Annotated in this window: 7 protein-coding genes; 1 reads left to right on the plus strand and 6 read right to left on the minus strand. The window is 35.0% G+C overall.

Features of this window, described 5'->3' with window-relative positions; translation table 11 throughout:
• The 3 genes from BM203_RS01615 to BM203_RS01630 all read right to left on the minus strand — a co-directional run.
• A partial coding sequence (locus BM203_RS01615) for a DUF1542 domain-containing protein (RefSeq protein WP_090092250.1) occupies positions 1-16,854 on the minus strand: 16,854 nt, incomplete at its 3' end.
• Between the two features lie 976 nt (positions 16,855-17,830).
• On the minus strand, positions 17,831-19,156 hold the full coding sequence (locus BM203_RS01625; RefSeq protein ID WP_090092670.1) for a PTS sugar transporter subunit IIC: 1,326 nt from the start codon (positions 19,154-19,156) through the stop codon (positions 17,831-17,833).
• 17 nt (positions 19,157-19,173) lie between these two features.
• Positions 19,174-20,535, minus strand: coding sequence for a glycoside hydrolase family 1 protein (locus BM203_RS01630; RefSeq protein WP_090092253.1), 1,362 nt, complete (start codon positions 20,533-20,535; stop codon positions 19,174-19,176).
• A gap of 134 nt (positions 20,536-20,669) precedes the next feature.
• On the opposite strand from BM203_RS01630, the gene BM203_RS01635 reads away from it, so the two are divergent.
• Positions 20,670-21,383: a GntR family transcriptional regulator gene (locus tag BM203_RS01635; protein ID WP_122059336.1), complete on the plus strand. Its 714-nt coding sequence runs from the start codon at positions 20,670-20,672 to the stop codon at positions 21,381-21,383.
• Between the two features lie 45 nt (positions 21,384-21,428).
• On the opposite strand, the gene scrK is transcribed toward BM203_RS01635, so the two are convergent.
• Genes scrK through BM203_RS01650 form a run of 3 tightly spaced genes read right to left on the minus strand, consistent with a single transcriptional unit; the run spans position 21,429 to position 26,902 of the window.
• Positions 21,429-22,304: a fructokinase ScrK gene (scrK, locus tag BM203_RS01640; RefSeq protein ID WP_090092255.1), complete on the minus strand. Its 876-nt coding sequence runs from the start codon at positions 22,302-22,304 to the stop codon at positions 21,429-21,431.
• 10 nt (positions 22,305-22,314) lie between these two features.
• Entirely contained in the window at positions 22,315-24,246 is a 1,932-nt protein-coding gene (locus BM203_RS01645; protein ID WP_090092256.1) for a BglG family transcription antiterminator, read from the minus strand.
• 40 nt (positions 24,247-24,286) lie between these two features.
• The gene (locus BM203_RS01650; RefSeq protein ID WP_090092258.1) at positions 24,287-26,902 is read right to left on the minus strand and encodes an alpha-mannosidase; all 2,616 of its coding nucleotides are present in this window, start codon (positions 26,900-26,902) and stop codon (positions 24,287-24,289) included.
• Positions 26,903-26,908 lie beyond the last annotated feature (6 nt).

Here is a 26,908-nt window from a genome sequence, read left to right on the forward strand (position 1 = left end):
TGTACCATTTGATTTTGGAATAGCATTTATTTCAGCCACTCCATCCTCTTCTAACTGAGCAATTTCATCTGCATTCTTAGCTTTTCTGATTGCACTCTTAGCCTTTGCTTGGGCTTCATCAACTGCTTGACTTTGTTTTGCCTTTTCAGCACTAGTTAAGGTTAAATCTTGGCTTATCTTTTCCTTAGCTTTAGCAACAGCATCTTCAATTGCCTTATTTGCTATATCTTTTTGATCATTAAGTGGTTTCCCAGGAATGTATTGTGCATCAATTGTTGCAATTCCTTTATCTTGTTGATCTTCAACTTCTTGTGAAGTTATTGCACGATCAATTGAATTTTGTGCTTTTTGCAATTCTAGTTCAACATTGTCGATCTGTGCTTTCTTAGCAATACTGTCCAAAGTTGAATCGGCATTAATTGCACTCTTAATTGTATCTGCTTCTTTGACAAGCGCATTTTTAGCTGCTTGCTTTTGAGTTTCTAATTGATTAGATGCTTCATGTTGAGCATGAAGTGCAAGAACACCATTTTTATATTCATCTCTAATAGCTTGCGAATTCGTAGCTTCGTCAATCTTATCCAAAGCCTTTTGCTTCTGAGCTTCTACAGCTTCAATTTGTTGCGCCTTAAGTTTTTGGGATAAGGTATTATCACTATTAATTGCGTTCTTAACAATTTCAGCCTCATCCATAATAAGTTTCTTAGCATAAGATTTTTGATCTGCTATTGAAATTGAAGGTACATATTTAGCGTCGATATTGGTAATTCCAAGATTAAGAGCATCATTAATATTTTGGGAATTTTCAGCCTTTTGAATATTCTCCTTAGCTATAGTCGCTTCTTGGTCAACTGCCGCCATCTGATCGGCCTTTGCTTTATCGTCTAATGATAAATCATTTGCAATCTTATTTTTGATTACAGAAGCTTCTTGATCAATTGCTGCCTTAGCCTTAGCCTTTTGACTATCTAAGTTTCCTTGAGGAATGTATTGCGCATCAATTGCGGCAATTCCTTTATTAACGGTATTCTTAAGTTCTTGAGCATTAGGCGCATTATCAATTGCTTCTTTAGCTTTAACTGCTTCTGCATCTACATTAGCTTTTTCTTTAGCCTTTGTAGCATTATCTAAAGTTACATCAGCTTCAATTGCATCCCTAATTTTCTTAGCTTCTTGATCAATTGTTGCTTTAGCTGCTAATTTTTGATCTGCTAATGATGTGCTATTGGTTACATAGTCACTATCAATTTTACTAATTCCAGTAGATTGAGCATCCTTAACACTTTGAGCATTAGTTGCTTGATCTATTTTGTCTTTTGCATCAGCAGCATCTTTATCTACATTAGCCTTTTGTGCTGCTTTGGCAGCATTGTCAATTGTAGGATCAGCATCAATTGCAGCTTTAACTTTAGCCGCTTCTTGATCAATTGCTATTTGTGCATTTCTCTTTTGATCGGCTAATGACATACTACTTGGAATATGATCACTGTCAATCTTACTAATTCCAGCTATTTTAGCGTCTTTGACACCTTGAACATTTGGAGCTTGATCAACATTAATCTTAGCAGCTTGTGCATCTTTATCTACATTAGCTTTTTGAGTTGCTTTGGTTGCATTGTCTAATGTAGAATCAGCATCAATTTCGGCCTTAATCTTAGCGGCTTCTTGATCAATTGTTGCCTTAGCTTGAGATTTTTGACTTTCTAAACTTCCATTTTCATTAGTTATATGTTGCCCATCTACTGCTACAATTCCATCACGAACTGCACCTTTTATACCTTGAGCGTTGGTTGCATTGTCAATTGCACCTTTAGCCTTAGTTGCTTCAGCATCAACATTGACTTTTTGCTTAGCTTTGGTTGCGTCATCTAAAGAAGGATCAGCATCAATTTCGGTTTTGACTTTCTTAGCTTCTTGGTCAATAGCATCCTTAGCAGCTAACTTTTGATCGGCTAATGAAACTTTACTACTTAAGTGATCGGCATCAATCTTACTAATTCCTACTGCTTTAGCATCTTTAACACCTTGAGCATCTAGAGCCTGATCAATGTTATTCTTAGCAGCTTGTGCATCCTTATCCACATTATCTTTTTGTGCTAGTTTGGTTGCGTCGTCTAAAGAAGGATCAGCATCAATTTCAGCTTTAATCTTAGCCGCTTCTTGATCAATTATATTTTGCGCATTCCGCTTTTGATCGGCTAATGACATACCATTTACTAAATGATCACTATCAATCTTACTAATTCCAGCAGATTTTGCATCTTTTACTTCTTGAGCATTAGTTGCTTGATCAATCTTACCTTTAGCGCTCGCTGCATCGTTATCTACATTAGCTTTTTGTTTTGCCTTTGCAGTATCATCTAAAGTTTCGTCGGCATCAATCTCAGCCTTAATTTTAGCGGCTTCTTGATCAATTGCTGCTTGAGCTGATGATTTTTGATCAGCTAATGAGGCACTATTTGGCACATGATCGCTGTCAATCTTACTGATACCAGCAGATTTTGCATCCTTCACACCTTGAGCATTAGTTGCTTGATCAATGTTATTCTTAGCAACTTGTGCGTCTTTATCAACATTAGCTTTTTGAGCTGCTTTAATTGCATTATCTAAAGTAGAATCAGCATCAATCTCAGCCTTAATTTTAGCGGCTTCTTGATCAATCGCACTTTGCGCATTCCGTTTTTGATCAGCTAATGGAATATTGTTTGTTACATGATCATCATCAATCTTACTAATTCCATCAGCTTTAGCATCTTTGACTGCTTGAGCATTAGTTGATTCAGAAATCTTTGCCTTAGCAGCTTGTGCATCTCTATCAACACTATTCTTTTGTGCCAATTTTGTAGCATCATCTAAGGTAGAATCGGCATCAATTTCGGCTTTAATCTTAGCAGCTTCTTTTGTGATTTCTGCTTGCGCGTTTCTCTTTTGATCGGCTAATGAAGCACCGTTTTCTAAGTGATCACTATCAATTTTAGCAATTCCTGCACTTTGTGCATTCTTTACGCCTTGAGCATTAGGTGCTTGATCAATACTACTTTTAGCAGCTTGTACATCTTTATCGACATTAGCTTTTTGTGATTTCTTAGCTGAATCATCTAAAGTTTCATCTGCATCAATATCAGCCTTAATCTTAGCGGCTTCTTGATCAATAGCAGCTTTAGCATTAGTTTTTTGCTCAGCTAATGATGTATTACTTGGTACATAATCACTGTCAATCTTAGCAGTCCCAGTTGCTTGTGCATCTTTTATGCCTTGAGCATTAGGTGCTTGATCAATTTTCGCCTTAGCGGCTTGCGCGTCTCTATCTACAGTTAGCTTTTGCGCTGCCTTGAGTGCATCGTCTAGTGTTAGATCGGCATCAATATCAGCTTTAATTTTAGCAGCTTCTTGATCGATAGCGGCTTTAGCATTAGTCTTTTGCTCAGCTAATGATGTATTACTTGGTACATAATCACTATCAATTTTAGCAATTCCTGCACCTTGGGCATCTTTGACACCTTGAGCATTCGTTGCTTGACCAATTTTAGCTTTAGCAGCAGCAGCATCCTTATCTACATTAGCTTTTTGCTTATTCTTTGTCGCATCGTCTAAGGCTGGATCGGCATCAATCTCAGCCTTAATTTTAGTGGCTTCTTGGTCAATTGTCGCTTGAGCAGCAACTTTTTGATCCGCTAGTGAAGTACTATTTGGAATGTGATCACCATCAATTTTGGCAATTCCAGTTGCTTTAGCATCCTTCACGCTTTGAGCATTAGGTGCTTGATCAATACTATTTTTAGCAGCTTGCGCATCTTTATTAACGTTAGCTTTTTGGGCAGCTTTAGTTGCATCATCTAAGGTTTCATCTGCATCAATTTCAGCCTTAATCTTGGCAGCTTCTTGATCAATTATACCTTGAGCAGCCTTCTTTTGATCTTCCAGTGACATACTATTTGGTACGTGGTCACCATCAATCTTACTAATTCCAGCTGCTTTGGCATCTTTGACGCCTTGCGCATCTATAGCTTGATCAATATTGTTCTTAGCCGCATTGGCATGAGCATCAACATTAGCTTTTTGCTTAGCCTTAGTTGCATCATCCAAAGTTGGATCAGTATCAATTTCCGCTTTAATCTTAGCGGTTTCTTGGTCAATTACACCTTGAGCAACCTTCTTTTGATCTTCTAATGAGATACCACTTGGCACATGGTCACTATCAATCTTACTAATTCCAGCTGCTTTAGCATCTTTGACACTTTGCGCATTAGGTGCTTGATCAATGCTATTCTTAGCGGCTTGCACATCTTTATCAACGTTAGCCTTTTGTTTTGTCTTTTCGTTGGTATCCAGAGATGGGTCAGCATCAATTTCAGCCTTAATCTTAGTGGCTTCTTGATCAATAGCAGCTTGTGCTGATGACTTTTGATCGGCTAATGAAGCACTATTTGGTACATAATCGCTATCAATCTTGTTAATGCCGGCTTTAGCAGCATCTTTAACTGCTTGCGCATCTGCAGCCTGATCAATCTTAGCCTTAGCGGCTTGTGCGTCTTTATTTACGTTGGCCTTTTGCGCGGCCTTAGTTGCATCATCTAAAGTTACATCGGCATCAATTTCCGCTTTAATCTTAGCGGCTTCTTGATCAATTGTACTTTGCGCATTTTTCTTCTGATCATTTAATGAAATGCCACTTGGTACATGATCAGCATCAATCTTAGTAACTCCCGCAGCTTGCGCATCTTTGACACCTTGGGCATCAGCGGATTGACTAATTTTAGCCTTCGCATCTGTTGCATCCTTATCTACATTTGCTTTTTGTGCATCCTTAGCATCACAATCTAAAGTTACATCGGCATCAATTTCAGCTTTAATCTTAGCAGCTTCTTGATCAATTATCGCTTGAGCAGCAGCCTTTTGATCAGCTAATGACATCTTGCTACTTTGATGATCTGAATCAATTTTACTAATTCCTGCAACTTGAGCATCTTTAATACCTTGGGCATTAATTGCAGCATCAATGTTAGCTTTTGCAGTTTGTGCATCTTTATCAACGTTGCCTTTTTGAACTGCTTTAGTTGCACTATCTAAAGTAGAATCGGCATCGATTTCAGCCTTAATTTTAGCGGCTTCTTGGTCAATTATATTTTGTGCATTCTTCTTTTGATTTTCTAAAGATACACTATTTGGTATATGATCTGAATCAATCTTGTTAATTCCAGCGGCTTGCGCATCTTTGACACCTTGGGCATCTGTAGCTTGATCAATATTGTTCTTAGCTGCATTTGCATCAGCATCAACATTAGCTTTTTGTTTTGCCTTAGTTGCATCATCTAAAGTTAGATCATTATCAATTTCGGCCTTAATCTTAGCGGCTTCTTGATCAATTAAACCTTGAGCGGCCTTTTTCTGATCGGTAAGTGATGCACTATTTGGTACATGATCAGAGTCAATCTTACTAATTCCAGCTGCTTGTGCATCTTTGACGCCTTGCGCGTTAGGTGCTTGAGCAACCTTATTTTTAGCTACTGCTGCATCATTGTCCACATTAGTTTTTTGTTTGGCCTTAGTTGCAGCATCTATAGTTACATCAGTATCAATTTCGGCCTTAATCTTAGCCGCTTCTTGATCAATTGCATCTTGAGCATTCTTCTTTTGATCAGCAAGAGAAGTACTATTTGGTATATGATCGGCATCAATCTTAATGATTCCAGCATTTTGCGCATCCTTAACATCCTGGGCATTAGTTGCAACATCAATCTTATTCTTAGCTGCTTGTGCATCAGCATCAACATTAGCTTTTTGCTTTGCCTTAGCCACATCATCTAGGGTTGAATCATTATCAATTTCAGCTTTAATTTTTATTGCTTCTTGATCAATTAAACCTTGTGCATTCTTCTTTTGATCGTCTAAAGAAGTACTATTTGATATATGATCGGCATCAATTTTAATGATTCCAGCATTTTGCGCATCCTTAACATCTTGAGCATTAGTTGCAGCATCAATCTTATTCTTAGCCGCTTGCGCATCAGTATCTACGTTAGCTTTTTGCTTTGCCTTTGTAGCACTGTCTAGGGTTGGATCAGATTCAATTTCGGCCTTAATCTTAGCCGCTTCCTGATCAATTGCAGATTGTGCATTCTTTTTCTGATCTGCTAATGACAAGCTATTTGGTACATGATCGGCATCAATCTTAATAATTCCAGCATTTTGCGCATCTTTTACGCTTTGAGCGTTTGTTGCTTGATTAATCTTGCTCTTAGCATCTTGCGCGTCAGTATCTACGTTAGCTTTTTGCTTTGCCTTTGTAGCACTGTCTAGGGTTGGATCAGATTCAATTTCGGCCTTAATCTTAGCCGCTTCCTGATCAATTGTTGCTTGTGCTTTAGCTTTTTGTGCGTCTAAACTTCCATTTTGACCGGATACATGCTGGGCATCAATTGCTGAAATTCCATCATGTAGAGAAGATTTGATTTCTTGAGCATTATTTGCACCATCAATTGCTTTCTTGGCTTTTGTTACTTCATTATTAACATTATTCTTTTGCACATCTTTTGTCGCATCATCTAATGTTATATCAGCATCAATTTCTGCCTTAACCTTTTTAGCTTCGGCATCAATTTCAGCTTTTGCTGCCAATCTTTGATCCGATAATGAGATATTATTACTTTGATGATCTGAGTCAATCTTAATAATTCCAGCATTTTGCGCATCATTTACCTCTTGGGCATTAGTTGCAGCATCAATCTTATTCTTAGCTGCTTGCGCATCAGTATCTACGTTACCTTTTTGACTAATCTTGGTAGCATCGTCTAGAGTTACATCAGCATCAATCTCAGCTTTAATCTTAGCCGCTTCTTGATCAATTGCAGATTGTGCATTCTTCTTCTGATCGGCTAATGATAAGTTGTTTGGTACATGATCAGAGTCAATCTTACTAATTCCGGACGTTTTAGCATCTTTTACACCTTGGGCACTAGTAGCCTGATCAATATTATTCTTGGCTGCCTGCGCATCCTTGTCAACATTACTCTTTTGCGCTGTCTTAGTTGCATTATCTAAACTTGGATCATTGTCAATTTCAGCTTTAATCTTAGCCGCTTCTTGATCAATTGCAGATTGTGCATTCTTCTTCTGATCGGCTAATGATAAGTTGTTTGGTACATGATCAGAGTCAATCTTACTAATTCCAGCTATCTTAGCATCTTTAACACTCTGAGCATCAGAAGCTTGATCAATCTTATTTTTAGCGGCTTGCGCATCTTTATCAACATTACTCTTTTGTGCTGCTTTTTCAGCATTATCTAAACTAGGATCATTGTCAATTTCAGCTTTAATTTTAGCCGCTTCTTGATCAATCTCTGATTGAGCGTTCTTCTTTTGATCAGCTAATGATGAGTTATTTGGCACATGGTCATTATCAATTTTAATAATTCCAGCAGCTTGCGCATCTTTGACACCTTGCGCGTCAAGAGCTTGATTAATCTTATTTTTAGCTACAACTGCATCTTTATCAACATTACCCTTTTGCGCTGCCTTTTCAGTATTATCTAAACTAGTATCAGCATCAATATTTGCCTTAATCTTAGTTGCTTCTTGATCAATTGCATCTTGGGCATTCTTCTTTTGATCAGCAAGTGACGTACTGCTTGGAATATGATCACTATCAATCTTAATAATTCCAGCGGCTTGGGCATCCTTTACTTCCTGCGCATTAACTGCTTGATCAATCTTGTTTTTAGCTACAGCTGCATCAGTATCGACATTGGCTTTTTGTTTAGTCTTAGCTGCGTTATCTAAAGTAGAATCATTGTCAATTTCAGCTTTAATCTTAGCCGCTTCTTGATCAATTGCAGATTGCGCATTCTTCTTCTGATCGGCTAATGTTGTAATACTTGGAATATGATCACCATCAATCTTAGTAATTCCGGCTGCTTGCGCATCTTTGATACCTTGAGCATCAGGAGCTTGATTAATCTTATTCTTAGCAACAGTTGCATCATTATCAACATTCGCTTTTTGCTTGGCCTTAGCCGCATTATCTAAAGTTGAATCATTATCAATATCAAATTTGATTTTAGCGGCTTCTTGGTCAATTGCGTCTTGAGCATTTTTCTTTTGATCGGCTAATGATAAGTTGTTTGGTACATGATCACTGTCAATCTTAATAATTCCGGCTGCTTGCGCATCTTTCACACCTTGAGCATCAAGTGCTTGATCAATCTTATTTTTGGCTGCAACCGCATCACTATCGACATTTGCTTTTTGCTTAAGTTTAGTCGCATTGTCTAAAGTCGAATCATTGTCTATTTCAGCTTTAATCTTAGCGGCTTCTTGATCAATCGCACTTTGGGCATTTTTCTTTTGATTGTCTAAAGATACATTATTTGGAATATGGTCGCTATCAATTTTGGCAATTCCAGCTGCTTGCGTATCTTTTACACCTTGAGCATTAGTTGCAGCATCAATATTCTTTTTAGCATTGGCTGCATCGACATCGACATCAGCTTTTTGCTTAGCTTTAGTTGCAGCATCTAATGTCACATCTTTATCTATCTCAGCTTTAATTTTAGCGGCTTCTTGATCAATTGCATTTTGAGCACTCTTCTTTTGATCAGTCAGAGTAACATTATTTGGAATGTGATCGCCATCAATCTTATTAATTCCAGCTATTTGAGCATCCTTAACGCCTTGTGCATTAGTTGCTTGATCTATTTGAGTTTTAGCAGCCGCGGCATCAGCATCAACATTATTCTTTTGTGAAGCTTTTTGTTCACTATCCAAAGTTGGATCAGCATCGATTTCAGCTTTAATCTTAACTGCTTCTTGGTCAATAGCATTTTGAGCACTCTTCTTTTGATCGGCAAGTGACGTACTGTTAGGAACATGATCACTATCAATTTTAATAATACCAGCTGCTTGGGCATCTTTAACTTCTTGAGCATTAGTTGCTTGATCTATTTTACTCTTAGCAGCAGCAGCATCAATATCAACATTACCCTTTTGTGTTGCTTTAGTAGCATTATCTAACGTTGGATCGTTATCAATTTCAGCTTTTACTTTAGCTGCTTCTTGATCAATTGCACTTTGAGCACTTCGCTTTTGTTCTGCTAAAGAAACACTATTAGTAATGTGGTCACCATCAATTTTGATAATACCAACTGCTTGGGCATCTTTGACAGTTTGAGAGTTAGTTGCTTGATTTATCTTGTTTTTGGCATCAGCAGCATCCTTATCAACGTTTCCTTTTTGTATAGCCTTAGTAGCACTATCCAAAGTTGAATCAGCTTCAATTTCAGCCTTAATCTTAGCGGCTTCTTGGTCGATTAATAGGGCGGCATTCTTCTTTTGATCTTCAAGTGAAGTGCTATTAGAAATATGATCAGCATCAATCTTAGTAATACCAACTGCTTGGGCATCTTTTACACCCTGGGCATTAATTGCTTGATCTATTTTACTCTTGGCGTCAGCAGCATCTTTATCGACATTGCCTTTTTGTGTTGCTTTTTGAGCTCTATCTAGGCTATCATCAGCTTCAATTTCAGCCTTAATTTTAGTAGCTTCGGCATCGATTGCATCTTGGGCTGCTTTCTTTTGATCGGCTAATGAAATTTTATTTGGAATATGATCGCTATCAATTTTAGCAATTCCCGCATTAGTTGCATCCTTAACACCTTGAGCACTAACTGCCTGATCTATTTTTACCTTAGCTGCAGCAGCATCAATATCGACATTGCCTTTTTGAGCTGCTTTAGCAGCCGCATCTAAAGTTACATCAGCTTCAATTTCGGCTTTTACTTTAGCCGCCTCTTGATCAATTATACTCTGAGCATTTTTCTTTTGATCAGCTAGTGATGTACTATTTGGTACATGGTCACTATCAATCTTAGAAATCCCATTATCACGTGCATCTTTCACAGCTTGAGCTCCAGTTGCTTGATCTATTTTAGTTTTAGCATTAGTTGCATCAGTATCAACATTGGCCTTTTGTTTTGTCTTAGCTGCGTCATCTAAAGTTACATCAGCATCTATTTCACCCTTTACTTTGGTAACTTCTTGATCAATAGCATCTTTAGCCGCCTTCTTTTGATCAGCTAATGAAGTAGAACCTGAAATATGATCAGCATCTATTTTAGCGATTCCAGCTATTTGCTCATCTTTAACTATTTGGGCATTAGTTGCTTGGTCAATCTTAGTTTTAGCATTAGTTACATCAGTATCAACATCAGCTTTTTGTTTTGCTTTTTCTACATCATTTAGGGTTACATCAGCATCAATTTCGGCCTTAATCTTAGTTGCTTCCGCATCTATTGCTGATTTTGCCTTTGCTTTTTGACTGTCCAAACTTCCATTTTCACCTGGTACATATTGCGCATCGATAGCTACTATTCCATCGTGTAGTGAAGTTTTAACCTCTTGAGCATTCTTTGAGTTATCGATAGCTACTTTAGCTTTAGTTGCTTCAGTATCAACATTGGCCTTTTGTTTTGTCTTAGTTGCGTCATCTAAAGTTACATCAGCATCAATCATACTCTTGACTCTTCTTGCTTCAGAATCAATTGTTAATTTAGCTGATTGTTTTTGATCGTCTAAAGACAATGTATTAGGGATGTGATCTGCATCTATTTTCACAATTCCATCATTTTTGGCATCTTTAATGCTCTGTGCATCAGTAGCTTGACTAATCTTACTCTTAGCTGCGACTGCATCAACATCCACATTAGCTTTTTGCTTGGTTTTAGTAGCATCATCTAAGCTCTTGTCAGCATCAATTTCACCCTTAATCTTCTCTGCTTCTCGGTCAATTGCATCTTGAGCTGCCTTCTTTTGATCAGCTAATGAAATACTATTTGGAATATGATCGCTATCTATCTTTCTGATACCTTCATTTTTAGCATCTTTGATACCTTGAGCACTTGTTGCTTGATCAATCTTATTCTTGGCTGCTTGAGCATCTTTATTAACGTTACTCTTTTGCGTAGCCTTTTCGGCACTATCTAAAGTCGCATCAGCATCTATTTCAGCTTTAACCTTAGTTGCTTCTTGATCAATGGCATCTTGGGCATTTTTCTTTTGATCGGCCAATGACACAGTGTTTGGAATGTAATCAGCATCAATTTTAATAATTCCAGCTGCTTGCGCATCCTTAACAGCTTGAGCCGTTGCTGCCTGATCAATATTAGATTTAGCAGCTAAAGCATCTTTGTCAACGTTGGCCTTTTGTTTTGCCTTTTCAACGTCATCTAAGGTCGCATCGGCATCAATCTCGGCCTTAATCTTAGTTGCTTCTTGATCAATGGCATCTTTGGCTGTCTTCTTTTGATCAGCTAATGAGATGTTATTTGGAACATGATCGCTATCGATTTTAATAATTCCAGCATTTTGCGCATCCTTCACACCTTGAGCATTAGTTGCTTGGTCAATCTTCACTTTGGCAGCAGCAGCATCAATATCAACATTATTTTTCTGCGCTACTTTCTCATTATTATCTAAACTATTATCAGCATCGATTTCAGCCTTAATCTTAGTTGCTTCTGCATCAATTATTGCCTTAGCATTTTTCTTTTGATCAGCTAGTGAAGTAGAACCTGGAATATGATCACTGTCAATATTAATTATTCCCTGATTTTTAGCGTTTTTAACACCTTGAGCATTTGCTACTTGATCTATTTGAGTCTTAGCTGCTGCCGCATCACTGTCTACATTTGTTTTTTGTTTTGCCTTAGTAGCATCATCCAAAGTTGGATCGGCATCGATTTCAGCCTTAATCTTAGTTGCTTCTTGATCAATTGCATCTTTAGCTGCCTTCTTTTGATCAGCTAATGAAGTAGAACCTGGAATATGATCACTATCAATCTTGGCAATTCCTTCTGCTTTAGCATCCTTAACTCCCTGTGAACCTGTTGCTTGATCAATTTTTGCTTTAGCTGCATCAGCATCAGTATCCACATTAGCTTTTTGCTTAGCCTTAGCCGCATCATCTAAAGTTACATCAGCATCAATTTCGGCTTTAACCTTAGCTGCTTCCGCATCAATGGCATCTTTAGCAATTTTCTTTTGACCAGTTAGTGAGGTTGAATTAGGAATATAATCAGCATCAATTTTGGCAATTCCTTCTGCTTTAGCGTCCTTGACTCCTTGTGAGCTTGTTGCTTGATCTATCTTTTTCTTAGCATTTGTCGCATCAGCATCAACATTACCCTTTTGAACTGCTTTTTCAGCACTGTCTAAACTAGTATCCGCATCAATTTCAGCCTTAATCTTCTTTGCTTCTTGATCAATTGCATCCTGAGCTGCCTTCTTTTGATCAGTTAAAGAAACCTTGTTTGGAATGTGATCCGCGTCAATTTTTGCAATTCCAGCTTCAGTTGCTTCTTTCACACCTTGAGCATTAGTTGCTTGATCAATCTTTCTCTTAGCAGCATCGGCATCAGCATCAACATTCGCTTTTTGAGTGGCTTTTTCGGCATTATCTAAGGTCTCATCAGCATCAATTTCGGCTTTAATCTTAGTTGCTTCACGATCAATAGCACTTTTATCATTTTGCTTAATTTCATCTAAAGAAATATTATTTCTAACATGATCACTGTCAATCTTAATAATGCCTGCATCTTTTGCATCCTTAACGCCCTGAGCATTAGTTGCTTGGTCTATTTTAACTTTAGCAGCTGCAGCATCAATATCAACATTAGACTTTTGCTTCGCCTTAGTTGCATCATCTAAAGTATCGTCAGCATCAATTTCAGCTTTTATTTTTACTGCTTCTTGATCAATTATTCCTTTAGCAGCTTGTTTTTGGTCCGCCAAAGAAGTGGTGCCTGGAATATGATCTGAATCAATTTTAGCTATTCCTGCAGCTTGAGCGTCCTTCACACCTTGGGCATCAAGGGCTTGATCAATCTTATCTTTAGCTGCTGCAGCATCAGTATCAACATTAGATTTTTGTTTGGCTTTAGTTACATCATCCAAAGTTACATCGGCATCAATTTCTGCTTTGATTTTAGTAGCTTCTTGATCGATAGCAGCTTTAGCAGCTTGTTTTTGATCAATCAATGACATTTTATTTGGAATATGATCTGAATCAATCTTCGCAATCCCTGCTGCCTGTTCATCTTTAACTGCTTGTGCATTGGTAGCCGCATTAATCTTATTTTTAGCTGCTGTAGCATCTGTATCAACATTGGCCTTTTGCTTGGCTTTTTCTGTATTATCTAAAGTTACATCGGCATCAATTTCAGCCTTAATCTTAGTTGCTTCTTGATCAATTGCATTTTGTGCAACTCGTTTTTGATCAGGCAATGAAGTTTTGTTAGGAATATGATCGGCGTCAATCTTAGCTATACCTTCTACTTGAGCATTTTTAACTGCTTGTGCGTTAGGCGCAGCGTTAATTTTGTTTTTAGCAGCTGTAGCATCAGCATCAACATTAGCTTTTTGAGTATCTTTTTCTGCATTGTCTAAAGTTACATCGGCATCAATTTCGGCCTTGATTTTAGTTGCTTCTCGATCAATTGCATCAGTAGAAACCTGCTTTTGTTCATTTAAAGCCGTACCAGATTGATGTGCTGCATCAATTGCAGCTTTACCATTTTTCTCTGCCTTACTTACTTCGCTAGGGATGATAGCTTGATCTATTTTACTTTTGGCATCACTAGCAGCTTTATCAACCGCATCTTTTTGTGTTTTCTTAGCAAGATCGTCAAGGGTAGGATCATTATCGATTTCTCCCTTAATCTTAGTTGCTTCATCATCGATAGATTTATTAGCGGATTGCTTTTCAATATCTAGTGAATGATATACATAAGTTACCGAATCTGTTCCGTTAGCTAATTCAAACGATGCATCAAATGCAACTTTTTGCCCATTTACAATAACGTGATCTGGGGCCCAATTATTTGCATCAGGGGCTGGTGGTAATTTTACAGTTTCACCTGTAATGCCTTCAATTACTACTTTGTTATTTGGAGTAATCTTGTTACCGTTGGTATCTACATAAGTTGGATTTACAATCTGCTTATTACCTTCAACGTAGATATTAACTACTGGATTATCATCAGATACCAAAGTTGTTGTAGCTTGATTTTGTGCCTTTGCGGCATAATGATAACCTGCTGGAACATTGTCTTGAGTATAGTATTTATTAGTCCAATCAATAGTATTACCATAGTTAGCTGGCACTAAGTTTTCAACAGATTCAGTACCTGTTTTACCTGACATTGGTGAAGTCAAAATACGTTCAGGATGATTAACATCAACATATCTATATGTCACGTTCTTCTTTAACCCGTATACATAAACTTTATATATATAATTATCACCTTCCATTGGTGCGATACCAATAGAGGCTTGTCCAAATTCATCACCATTATCGTCAGTTGTAGTTAAGTCACCACCACTTTGAGCATCTTTTACGGCACCAGCATAGACTTGCTTACCTAAAGCCCACATATACCCTTTAGGTATATTTTTAATAGCAGTTTCATTATTAATCAGTGATATATATTCACCAATATACGGATCAGGTGGCAAAGTCATCTCTACTGGTGAACCAAGATTTTTACCATTTTGATCAACATATTGAATCTTGATTTTTCCTACTGGAATGGCAATGGTCTGTAACTCACGAGTTGTCGGTGTAACAATATTGGAATTAGAAGTGACGCCATTAACATCAGTAATTACAGCTTGACCATTTGTAACAACCATCCTAGCAAATTTTGCAGTATTATCTCCATTAGCAGTGTTAGTCTCGGAATTACTGCCAGTCCAAGTCTTAATATTTGAATTATTAAGAGTTACTGACCCTGTTCCTGCAATAATACCTGCACCGGTTGCTATTGGTTCACCATTAGCACCTTGAATTGCTAAATGTAATTTTTTAGGTGAAATAAAGACTACACTAGAAGTAGCATTAACTTGGATAACAGCAGCATTGGCCCTTTGACTAATATCAAAAGTAGTTCCTGCATTAAATTCAGCTCTCTGTCTACCAACGAGTGTTATTGCACCTGGCTGCGTGGTAATTGGCGCCTTCAAGTTGAAATTTTGACCAAACTTGAATTGACCATCAAGATTATTATTATTAGCCTGACTACCATTTAAGAAGTACTGAAATCCAGTTTGTGTCCATTTAACATTATCACCAACTTTTACATTATAGATGAAACGGTACATAGCCGGATAGTTAGCTGAACTATCGTTATAAGTATAGGCCTCATTGTAGGAGCCATCCCCCATAGTTAAAGTATTACCATAACCAACACTATTTACTGGAGCAGCATTAGAAAAGTAGAATTCGGAGAATCCAATATCATTACTTGTTCTTTGCATTATAACACCACCATTATTGGCAAATTCAATATTTCCCACGCCACGAGTTACCTCATTTGAAATATTAAAGGTATTTTTTCCAGAAAACTTAACTTTTGAGAAATATGCAGTAGCAGCATGAATAGGATTCAAACCATTAAAGTTACTACTTGATAAAGTAATATTATCAAAATTAATACTTAAACCACTACCATTTGCACAATATACTAATGAAGACGCATCACCATCATTAGCATTAAAACCTTGGAGAAAATTAGCATTCGTTAAAGTTAACGTCGTGAGATTATTAAAAGGAACATTAACATAACTTAGTGTCTGTGTTCCTAAATCAATCTTATGACCGTTACCATTAATAACCACACTAGCTCCTGCCGCACGGTTACCAATAATTCCACCAGTATAAAAAATATCACCAGTTATATTTATGTATGTAACCGATGCATCGGCCCAAGCATTCGCTAACCCCCGCAAATCAGCAACATTTACTACTTTTTGCTTATATTTATCTGGATTAGTAACTTGGTCAGGATTAGCAATATTTACAGCAGTCGGTGCCTTACTTGCAGTCTTACCGATTCCATTAATAAAATCATCACGATTTACATCAGCATCAGATGAAACCGTTACATCTTTACTGGCATCAGTATCTGCCGCAGTTTCAATTCTAGGTGTTGCCTCAGCTTGTGCTGTATATTCACTCAAATCTTTTTTATCCGAGACCTTGTCATTTGGTACATCACTCGCTGTTACTTTTGTTGCAACATCACTTTTGGGAATATTTTCAGAACTATTAGCAGGCGCTTGAACTAGTTCTATAGATTTTCCCGTGGACGATTTCGTATTATTAATTGTTGACTTAGCATCATTTGGAATTGAATTTGGATCAGCAATGTTTTTATCAGCACCATTTATTTTATTAGGTTTTGAACTCACCGTCTTTGATTTTTTAGCACTTGGCTTTGAATCTAAGAATGAATTAAGACCCGAATAAGTTTTTAAATTCTTTTTATTACCTGTAGAATTTTTACTTACCTTTTTAGTATTATCCTTATTTTGATCATTTGTTACAATGCTATTTTTTGTATTATCAATTTTATAACTTGCATCTATCTTTAAGACAGTATCATCCACAATGTTTTTAATAGAATCTAAATCAGTTGCTACTGTCACCTCAGCTTTAGCTTTATTAAACAAATCATCAATACTATTAAGTTGTGCTTCTTTTTCGTTAGCAGTCATGCTTTGATCTGCATTGATTTTTTGTTTAACTTCTGCCGCTTTAGTTTCTAAGGTGTTTGTTGCATCTTCGATTGCATCGCTGAGTGCTTTCGCACTGGCCTCTTCTAGAGCAGCCTTGCTACCTCCAGATTGACTAGTTTGGCTTTCAATGTCAGCAGCCTTTACCTCCTGCACATTTGTTGTGCCATAAAATACTCCCCCTAGCATAAAAGTTAATAATGAATAGCTAACTACCCATCCTTTTTTACTTTTATGCATTTTATAGTTCGTATTTTTTATTTCTTCGATTAATTCAAATCTGTTCAAAATATACTCTCCTTTTTATGCATGAATATATACAGTTGTAATTCAATATAGATAAAATTTTATCATAGTTATTATAGTGTTTCCATAGTTATGCAATTTTTTTGCATATTATTTTCTTATATTTATATACAATAAAATTACGAAAAAATTACTAATCAATTTAAATAAATAACAAATTGTTTTTCCAAAAGTAAAGCTTACTATTCGCATTCTTTAAAAATACTATTTATAATTTATTTATTTTAAGCTATATATAATTTTAATATTATTTACTTCAATTTGTTAATCTAGTTTATTTTTAGCTAAACCTTGATATTAATTCGCTATTAAGGCATTGCATTTATAATTAAAATTATCAATATTAGTTATTTGATTCCATTAAAATATATTTTATAATTTATTTGTACTATTTAATATATAATATTTTTAGCGATATAAAATAACGTTTTAGCAAAAGATATTTTTAGATTTTTTTGGGAAAAATAGTTTTTGCTAAAATATAAAAGTATACACAATTAACATTTTATTAACAAAATATGTCAAACTGATATTTTTTGCCAAAATAATTAGATTTTTGCTTTATTTTTATTATCTATATCTATATAATTTTAAAAATAATAGCTTTTTAAATTATATATTTACATAACAATATTACTAGTTTTATTTAGTATTATTTGCTGAATTTAATTAAAGTAATTGCTAATTATCTGTTTAATAAGTTATTTAACTGAAGATAATATTTAATAACTTTTATTTCAACATTATGCTTAGTAATTAAGCGTTTAATTTGTTTAAAATCATAAAGACTAACCACATTAAAATTTAGTCGTTCTTTTTCAACAATAAATCTAAGCAAAAAAGCTAATTCCCACTTAAATAGTGAAATTAGCTCCTTAATATGGTTTTTATTCAATTCAAATTATAATGCAGACTAATATGGCCTTTTTAACCAGGTTTATTGAAATTATCATTTAAATTATAGTGGTTCTGCTTGCTTTAAAGCTACTCGCTCAGAAATTTTAATGAACGGAATATAGAATAACGTACAAATTATTAAAATGATAAGTTGAACTAATACAACCTTCCAATCTCCAGCGCTGGCCAAAAGTCCACTTAAAAGCGGGGGAGTTGTCCAAGGAATTAGTACACTAAGTGGCTTAACAAAACCAATTGCCGTTGCAAAATATCCAATTAATGACCCAATTACTGGACTTAATACAAAAGGAATAATCATTGGAATATTAAAAACTATGGGAAAACCAAAAATGATTGGTTCATTAATTTCAAATATTCCCGGAACAGTTGCCAATCTAACTACATCTTTATAAGGCTTATAGCGCGAAACCAATAAAACCGCAATAATCAAGGATAAGGTCAAGCCGGTTCCACCCATTTGTGAATATACTGTTACAAAGTCTGTATTGATAATATGAATTGGCTGTTTACCAGCTGCAACAGCTGCCATATTTTCGTTCATGTTAACCAGATTCAATGGGTCAAGAAGTGAGCCGTTAATAACGGTTTGATGAATCCCAAGAGTATAAAGAAAATTACCTGTAGAGTATATTAATAAAAAGCCTGGAAGAGAAGTATTAACTGACCGTAAGGGATTTTGAATTAAGCGCGAAATTAAAGTTACCAAATCTGTTTTAAAATAAGCAAAAATAGCTGCCAAAATGCCAAATACACTTAAAGTTAAAAGTGATGGGATTAAAGAGCTAAAGCTTTGTCCTACGGCAGGCGGTACCTGATCTCCTAAATTGATTTTCAGCACCTTAACTTTAGTCAATCTAGTATAAATTTCGGTCGCCAGTAAACCAATAATGATACCGGCAAACATGCCTGTCGTGCCAATTTGTGAATATAAAGCTGCACCAGTTATTTCAACTGGTTTTTTCCCTGAAAGCGGCACAACATTGACTTTAATCGCTAACATAATAAAAACTGCTGCCAAAGAGACTGCAGCGGCAGAAATTGGATTTTCGTAAACCTTATTTTTAGCTAAATAATACCCAATCATAGGTGCAATTAAGATACTAGCTATATTTAAAGTGCCATTTGTTAAGGCTGTGCCAAAAACTTGAAATCTTGCTAAAATTGCTCCCTTCATTAACCAAGTAAAAATGACATTATTAAACAAAACAGCAACACCAGCTAAAATAAACATTGGCATTAATGTGGCAAAAGCATCCCGCAATGATCTTAAATGAACCTGGTTACCAATTTGGACTGAAACTTCTGTAAATTTATCTAAAAATTTTTGTAATTGTGGATGAGCCTGATTCTTAGCTGAATTATTCATTTTAATCACCTCTAAACTTAAGTTAAATCTTGACCATTTGAATGAATAACTTTTTTCAACCATGCATAACTTTTTTTAGGAACGCGTTTCATATCACGCAAATCATGATTTGTACGATTAACATAGACGACACCATATCTTTTTTCCATATCACCTTGTGAACTCATAATATCAATTAGGCCCCAACCAAGGTACCCCATTACATTTACTCCATCTTGATTTATGGCTTGTTGCATTGCTTTAATATGATCGCGATGGTAACTAATACGATAATCATCAGCAATTTGATGCTTACCATCCCACCTTTCTCGTACCCCAATTCCATTTTCAATAGGGAAAACGGGCAAATGATAACGTTGATATATTTTATTTAAAACGTCTCTAAATCCTAGGGGATCTATGTGCCAACCCCACTCAGTTGACTTTAAATAAGGATTATCCTTTTTACCAAAATTCAAATACTGGTTAGGAGACGTATTTTCAGGAATTTTACTAGCATCAATTGTACTAGAAGCATAATAACTAAAACTTAAAAAATCACTTTTTAATTTTGCAATTTCTGCCAATTCAGCTTGATTGACCTGAATATTAATACTCTGCTTTTTAATATATTGCGTAACAGCAGTCGAATATTGTCCCAAGGCAAAAGCATCGAGTAAATTAAAATTTAAAAACTCATCGATTTGATTAGCCATAAATACATCTTGCGGATTGGCTGTTGCTGGATAGACCTGACTATAAGCTAACATGCCACCAATTTTTGCCTTAGTTTTATTGTGTAAATAATTTGCAATTGTCGCATGACAAAACATTACATTATGCGCAATTTGATATAGTTCTGAAATTGTTTTCTTGCCTTTTAAATAACCTGAAATTTTAAAAACTTCCATCGTATGGTACAAATTTTGTTCGTTAAAAGTAATCCAATATTTAACTTTACCTGCAAAATGGTCAATCACGATTTTGCTGTAGCGAATAAAATCACGACAAACTTTTTTACTAATAAAGCCATTGTAGTCCTGAGCTAAATGTAACGGCATATCAAAGTGATAAAGACATATCATCGGTTCAATATTGCGTTTGCTTAGTTCATCAACCAACTTGTCGTAGTAGTCAAAGCCCTCCTTATTGATAGTACCATCTCCATTCTTAATTATGCGCGACCAGGATACTTGAAAACGATACATATTCATTCCTAAATCTTGCATATAATCTAAATCTTCAGTTAAGTGGTGGTAGTTATCGTTAGCAAAATGCCAATCACTTATGTGATTCCCGGCCTTTCTAATATCATAAACAGATAAAGTTTTTCCCCCTTCATTCCAGCCACCTTCTGTTTGCATACTTGAAGTTGAATTTCCCCAAAAAAATTTAGCCATCATATTTCTTCTTTCTCAAATTTTAAAAGCGCTTTCAAAAATAATATTATTGCACTTTACTTTCCAAGTAAATATTTGCCAAAATGTAAGTAAAGTAAATTGTCTACTTATGAAAGATGAAAGGAATAACTATTATGCATAAGCAACCCAAATATGTTTTAATTGCCAATCAAATTGAACAAGATATTCTTTTGCACAAATACCAATGTCAACTGCCCCATATTGATCAATTGGCAAAAACTTATCATACTAGTAAGGTAACAATTATTAATGCCCTACATTTTTTACAATATAAAAGTATCGTAGAGCCAATCCGTGGTCATGGAACTATGATTCTGACAGCAGAAGAACAAGAAATCTCCAAAAAGGATAATGCCATTGAACACGTAGGTTTTACTGAACGAATAAAAAATAGCCAATTTTTAACAAGCCATGTAATTTCTTTTGATGTGCGAAAACCTACTCACCAAGAAATTTCTTTATTAAAGCTGAATAAACAGGAATTAGTTTATGATATTATCCGCTCACGTCTTTTACACAATAGTCCAGTTAGACTAGAATATACAATTATGCCCGTCAAACTGATCCCCCATGTTACGCCTAAAATATTAAAAAAATCTATTTATCATTATATTGAGCACGATCTTAATTTGAAAATTGGCAAGGCAAATCGCACTTTTCGAGCAGATAAAGCCGATGCTTATGATCAGTTATACCTAAACTGTCAAAAAAATGATCCAATTTTTGAAATTGAACAAGTCTGTTTTTTAACCAATGGGCTACCTTTTGAATATTCCCAAACTAGAAATCGCTATGATCAAGGCGAAGTAACTTTAAATCATGTATAAAAAAAGACAAAATGATAAAACTCATTTTGTCTTTTTATTTTTTAACTAATCAATGGCCTTAAGGATTCTTTTGGCCAAAGCAAAATTTCCTACTGTCGCTGAACCATTATCAAGAATTTCTGGCATTGTGATATATCTGTTTAGATCTGGTACTTGAAGATAGCCGTTTAACATTTGCGCAAAATCACGGCGCACTTTTTGTAAAAACGCTTCACTAGTTACACCGCCACCGAAAACAATTTTATCAGGACGGAATAATAAAGTTGCCTGCAATGCAGCCTGAGCAACATAATAGCTCATTATATCCCAAACTGGATGTGAAATTGGAACTTCGGCTCCTTTTTTACCAAGACGTGCTTCAAACGTTGGCCCTGCAACAAGTCCTTCTAAACAATCAGCATGAAAAGGACAAATACCTTTAAATTTCAAGTCATTTGGGTGGCGTTTAACCTTAACATGGCCCATTTCTGGATGCCCTAAACTGCCCACCAGCTTACCCGCAATAATTGCACCGCCACCAACTCCAGTTCCAATTGTGTAATATAGAAGAGAATTAATGTCTTCGTTAGCAAGTAAAGTCATTACATATTCACCATAGGCTGAACCATTCACATCAGTAGTAAAAAAAATGGGTACATTGATTTCCTGTTTTAGCATACCCACAATGTTAGTATCTTGCCAGCCTTTTTTGGGCGTCGTCGTGATATAACCATAATTATGAGCCGTTTTTCGAATTTCGATTGGTCCAAAAGATGCAATGCTGATTGCATCAACTGGATACCCCTTAAAATAGTCTATAACTTTTTTTATTGTTTCTTGTGGTGTAGTTGTTGGTATAGTAATTTGATCTTGGATTTGATAATTTTCATTACCTATTGCACAAACAAACTTTGTTCCACCTGCTTCAATTGAACCTAGCATTTTTATCTCCCTAATAACTTTTTTTAATTAACATACTAATAGCGTTCTTCACTTCCTGTGCATTAGAACTCTTATCTATTATTTTCCTAAAGGTGGGATTGGTTTGCAAGTCCACAATAAAATCAAATAATTTTTGGATACTTAAATAATCATCACGGGAAATCGCCAGGAGAAAGACATACTTTACTTCATTCTTTTCATCCCACTTAATTGCTTTACTTAAACGTGCAAATGAAACTTTAGATTTTTTAGTTGCATAGCCTAAAGAATGCGGAATAGCAATTTTCCCACCAATAGCCGTTGAATACATTTGTTCTCTTTCATTCACTTTTTGCATAAAGTCCTTATTTACAATTGCTTTGCTCTCCAAATTTTTTATTAACATATTTAATAATTGCTTTTTAGTCATATTTTGCTTGACTAAGTAAATATTTTCCGTATCAAACAATTTATCAATTTTTTGGTATGGATTATTAAGTGACTTCAAATATTCCGAAAGCTGAATAATATCATTATTTAAATTCACCAAATCAATTTGAATGACTGGAATAGGTGCATCAGTAATCGGAACCATTGTAATTAAAAAATCATTATCAGTAGCTTTTCCTGCTAAATATTCCTCGTAGGTATAAGTTCCAGTAATATTTAAAAAAGCTGTAAACTGTGACTGCAATTTTGCTCTAACTAAAGCAGCAGTTGATATACCATTGCCACAAATTAAAGCTGTATTTTTTTTGGTTGATTTCATCCCCTGCCGTTCAATTGCAGCACCCACATGTAATGTGATGAAGGACAATTCATCATCATCAAGTTTTAAATTAAGCATATGTTCCAAATATGGTGCCGAATAAGCTGTAATTTCATAGGCATAAGGAAATGTAGATAAAATCACACTCAATAGTGGATTTTTTCTATTGCCATTAACTTTTTTTATTTTGACTAAATTATTTAAATGTTGAGTTAAGTTAATACATAATTCTGGATCATTTACTAAGTCTAATGCAAACTCTTTTTTTATATTTTTTAAAAAAATCCTGACCGCCTTATTAATATCTTTATTAGTTTTAGCCCTAATTTTATCAGTAACACATTCAGGATAATTCATGGCAAAATGATAAATTAAATCATTACGTTCACATTCATTTAGCTTAATACAAAATTCTTTTTCCAAATTAATGAATAATTTGCTAATAGCAGCTGAAACATTATCTTTGATTTTTAGCTTATGAGATTTCTCTAGTGAATAACCTAGCTTTACCCGTGAGATTGCTAGGGCAATATGCAAGATTATATTTTTTGTATTAATATCTGATAAAGAATAATTATATTGATGTAAAAAACTATGGACTATCTGTTTTAATCTATCAAGTCTAATATTAGCAAAAATAATTTTTTCCTGTTCAGTAAACCCCACAATATAAGCATTTGAACTTTTATTAATTAATTTGGTAATAATGAATTTTCTTTTAACAGTTTCTGTTCCTTTTAAGTAATAATAATCTTTTGATTTAATAATTTTTAGTCCAACTTCATTAAAATCTTTTTTTATTGTTACTAAATAAGTAAAAAAAGTATTGTCACTAATAAAAAAGCGATCAGTTAGTTCAGACAGTTTAATTTGATTATTAACTAACAAGTATTGCTCAATTTCAATAATCCGTTCACTAGAACTTGAAGCTGGTAAATTACTTTGCGCAATCTTCATTAATTGTTTACGTAAATTTTGATCTAAATAAGCAAGATAAAAGCCACTTCCTCTTTTATTTTTTATTTTTACTTTGTAATAATCCAATTCCTTATTTAATTCCTGAATATCGGACCTAATCGTTCTCGTACTAACATTATATTTTTTAGCTAGAAAAGCGGAGGAAACATAACAATTGGCAGAGTTATTTAATAAATCTGTCAAAATATTGCCCAATCGTTTATAGGATAGTTTCATACCGTTCCCCTTTTTGTAATCCACTTTTACTTACATATTCCTATATCTGTTTGATTAAAGTAATCATGTCATAGGGAGCAATTTGAAAACTTTGTTTTCCAATTTCTTCAAGGCCATTAATAACTTTATAACCCAATTTTTCAAGATATGACACATCCTGTGTCTCATTAGTAAGATTAGATAATCGCAAAATCAAACTATTTTCTACCGTATAGGCAAGATATAATGCTGAAACCTCAACTCCTGGTTCAATTGTCAACCAAGATTGCTCTTTTTTAAGTTCATGAAGCCCAGTAGGATATTCTATATCCCATAATTTATTATCTAAACGATTCACAAATAGATTATGTGTTTGCATTTGATAACTAACAGATGGGGTATACCACTTAGTTAAGTCCTGAGCTATCTGTTTTTCATTTAATTTTGAACCATTATAAGCGCATAACCCAAAAACGAATTCATTTTGTCCTAATTCTTGCGCTAATGGGGTGGGCATCATTACATGCCCCACTGAAGTAGTATCACCAGAAGCTCGGCCAGGACGCCATAGTAAATCAGATTTACCCAATTGCCCTGTAGTTGCCATTAACGTAATTAAAAGGGAATCTACAACTTTCTCATACTCTTTTTGACCCGTACCAAAGAAGTATAAGCCATTAATTTTATCGCACAGGCCAACACAGCGATCGAATACATAAATATTTACCGGTTTTTCAACAAACTCATCATTCCAATTATCTGCAATTCTTTCATTAATGGTCTTGCTAAAGCCACCTTGAATCTGAGCATGTGCAAAATTAGTGGTAATTCCTGTTTTTATCTTTAGCCGCAAACGATGAGATAGAGCTTGATTATCAATCTCCAATTTAGCACCTAACACAGGTGAATCTTTTCTTAATTCTAGGATTAATTTGTATTTTATTTCAGCAGTTTGTTTTTGCTTTAAACGATCTTTTAAAGTTCTTGGCAGCTCCCAAGTTCCTGTTAAAGTCATACGTTCAATGCCTGAAGCACTATATTTTTTAACATTACCATTCCATGGAAGATGAATTTCTTGATCACCTTTTAGTGGTGAAAAGTCATAAGTATCACCATCATTTCCTTGATCATAAATACGAATCACATCAGGAAAAATTTTATTAGCCGTTTTCATTGTGAATTTACCATCTAAAAAAGATAAATCAATATCTTGATTAGTGATTTTCGTCCCCACATCTTGCCTTAATTCTTCACACGGTGTTTCGCAATCTTCAAAATGAACTACTTGATAGCCTAATCCTTGCATCTTAATTTTTAAGCTTACCTTTATTTTGTAATATCCAGGTTCATCTTTAAATTCATAACCATTAGGAGTTAATTGCATAATATTAGGACGCGATAGTATCTTCTCACTGGCTAAAATAACCGCCTGATTTTGATTAGGAAATTTAATTTTTTTACTTGAACTAATAATTTCAATTGTCTTACGTCCATCAAAATTATAAGGATCGGTATTAAATACAATAACATCATGATCAGTTAAAGATAACCGTTGAGCCAATCTTTTTTTGATATAATTTTCAACTCCTGCCGCGATTTCAAAAGCCTGCTTAAAACGGTGGTCTATATCAATGGCTACATTATCAGTCACACTACCACCAAGAGTATCGTGGGGCTGTAATTCAAATAATAATTTCCAGAGTTTAATAACAATTCCGTTAGAAATTGAAATATTCGCGTAACGTGCAATAACCATTAATGGTTCCAATCTTCGAGTAATTACTTGCTCTAAGTTGAAATTTTGTCTTTTATTTCTTGACCTAACTGAAGTAATTGTACGGTGAACGCGCGAGTAGGTAGGGTAGCGCAATTCTCCCTGATATGTAGGTAGTTTTTTACTATGTAATTTAGCCATAAACTTGGGATAAGTACTGTTGATAACTTCATAACGCGAATATTTGTTCACCTCCTTCAATGTTGCTGAAATATTATGAATAATATTCATTTGATCGATACCAGATGGTATTAAAACTTCATCATGATGACCATTTGCGACTTCAAATTCTATTCCTTTATCTAAACGCTCTTTAACAAATTTTTGCAAATTTTGTTTTGAGACTAAATCAATTTGACCGGTATAGTAACCCAAAGGAAAATTTGCTGCAAAAACTGCCTTCCCGCCCAGTGCTTTCCACTTGAAATAAACTGAATTAGTTTGCCTTTGAAAGTTTGTACCACGCCAAGATAAAAAATCATGAATATCAACTTGATGTAGGATCATTGGCAAATTGGCATTAAAACCAAATGTATCAGGCAAATAGCCTAACATCATTGGATTACCATAGTTTTCTTTAGCATCAATAATGCCAATAATTAAATTTCTAAGTAGCGATTCAGCGCTTGGAACCATCGCATCCGTTTGTGTGTACCACGGGCCAATAAAGAGCTGTTTACGCTCTACTAAACGATGAATTCTTTTCTTGCCCTCAGGATGAATTTCAACATATTCATCAATGATAGACATCTGACCATCTAAAGTAAAATTTGCTTCTGGATGATTCTCTAATTCATCTAAAACTTCTGTAAATAATTGATCACTCAGTACTTGTGCATCTTGTGATGTAAAATACCATTCTCGATCCCAATGAGTATGATTGACAAAATATGCTTTAACCATAATCCC

Source organism: Lactobacillus bombicola (assembly GCF_900112665.1).
In the GTDB taxonomy this organism is placed as follows: domain Bacteria; phylum Bacillota; class Bacilli; order Lactobacillales; family Lactobacillaceae; genus Lactobacillus; species Lactobacillus bombicola.

Bases quoted from the DNA above. Each gene is read 5' to 3' on its own strand.
- BM203_RS01625 (WP_090092670.1), bottom strand. From the start codon at position 19,156: ATGAATAATTCAGCTAAGAATCAGGCTCATCCACAATTACAAAAATTT.
- BM203_RS01630 (WP_090092253.1), bottom strand. From the start codon at position 20,535: ATGGCTAAATTTTTTTGGGGAAATTCAACTTCAAGTATGCAAACAGAA.
- BM203_RS01635 (WP_122059336.1), top strand. From the start codon at position 20,670: ATGCATAAGCAACCCAAATATGTTTTAATTGCCAATCAAATTGAACAA.
- scrK (WP_090092255.1), bottom strand. From the start codon at position 22,304: ATGCTAGGTTCAATTGAAGCAGGTGGAACAAAGTTTGTTTGTGCAATA.
- BM203_RS01645 (WP_090092256.1), bottom strand. From the start codon at position 24,246: ATGAAACTATCCTATAAACGATTGGGCAATATTTTGACAGATTTATTA.
- BM203_RS01650 (WP_090092258.1), bottom strand. From the start codon at position 26,902: ATGGTTAAAGCATATTTTGTCAATCATACTCATTGGGATCGAGAATGG.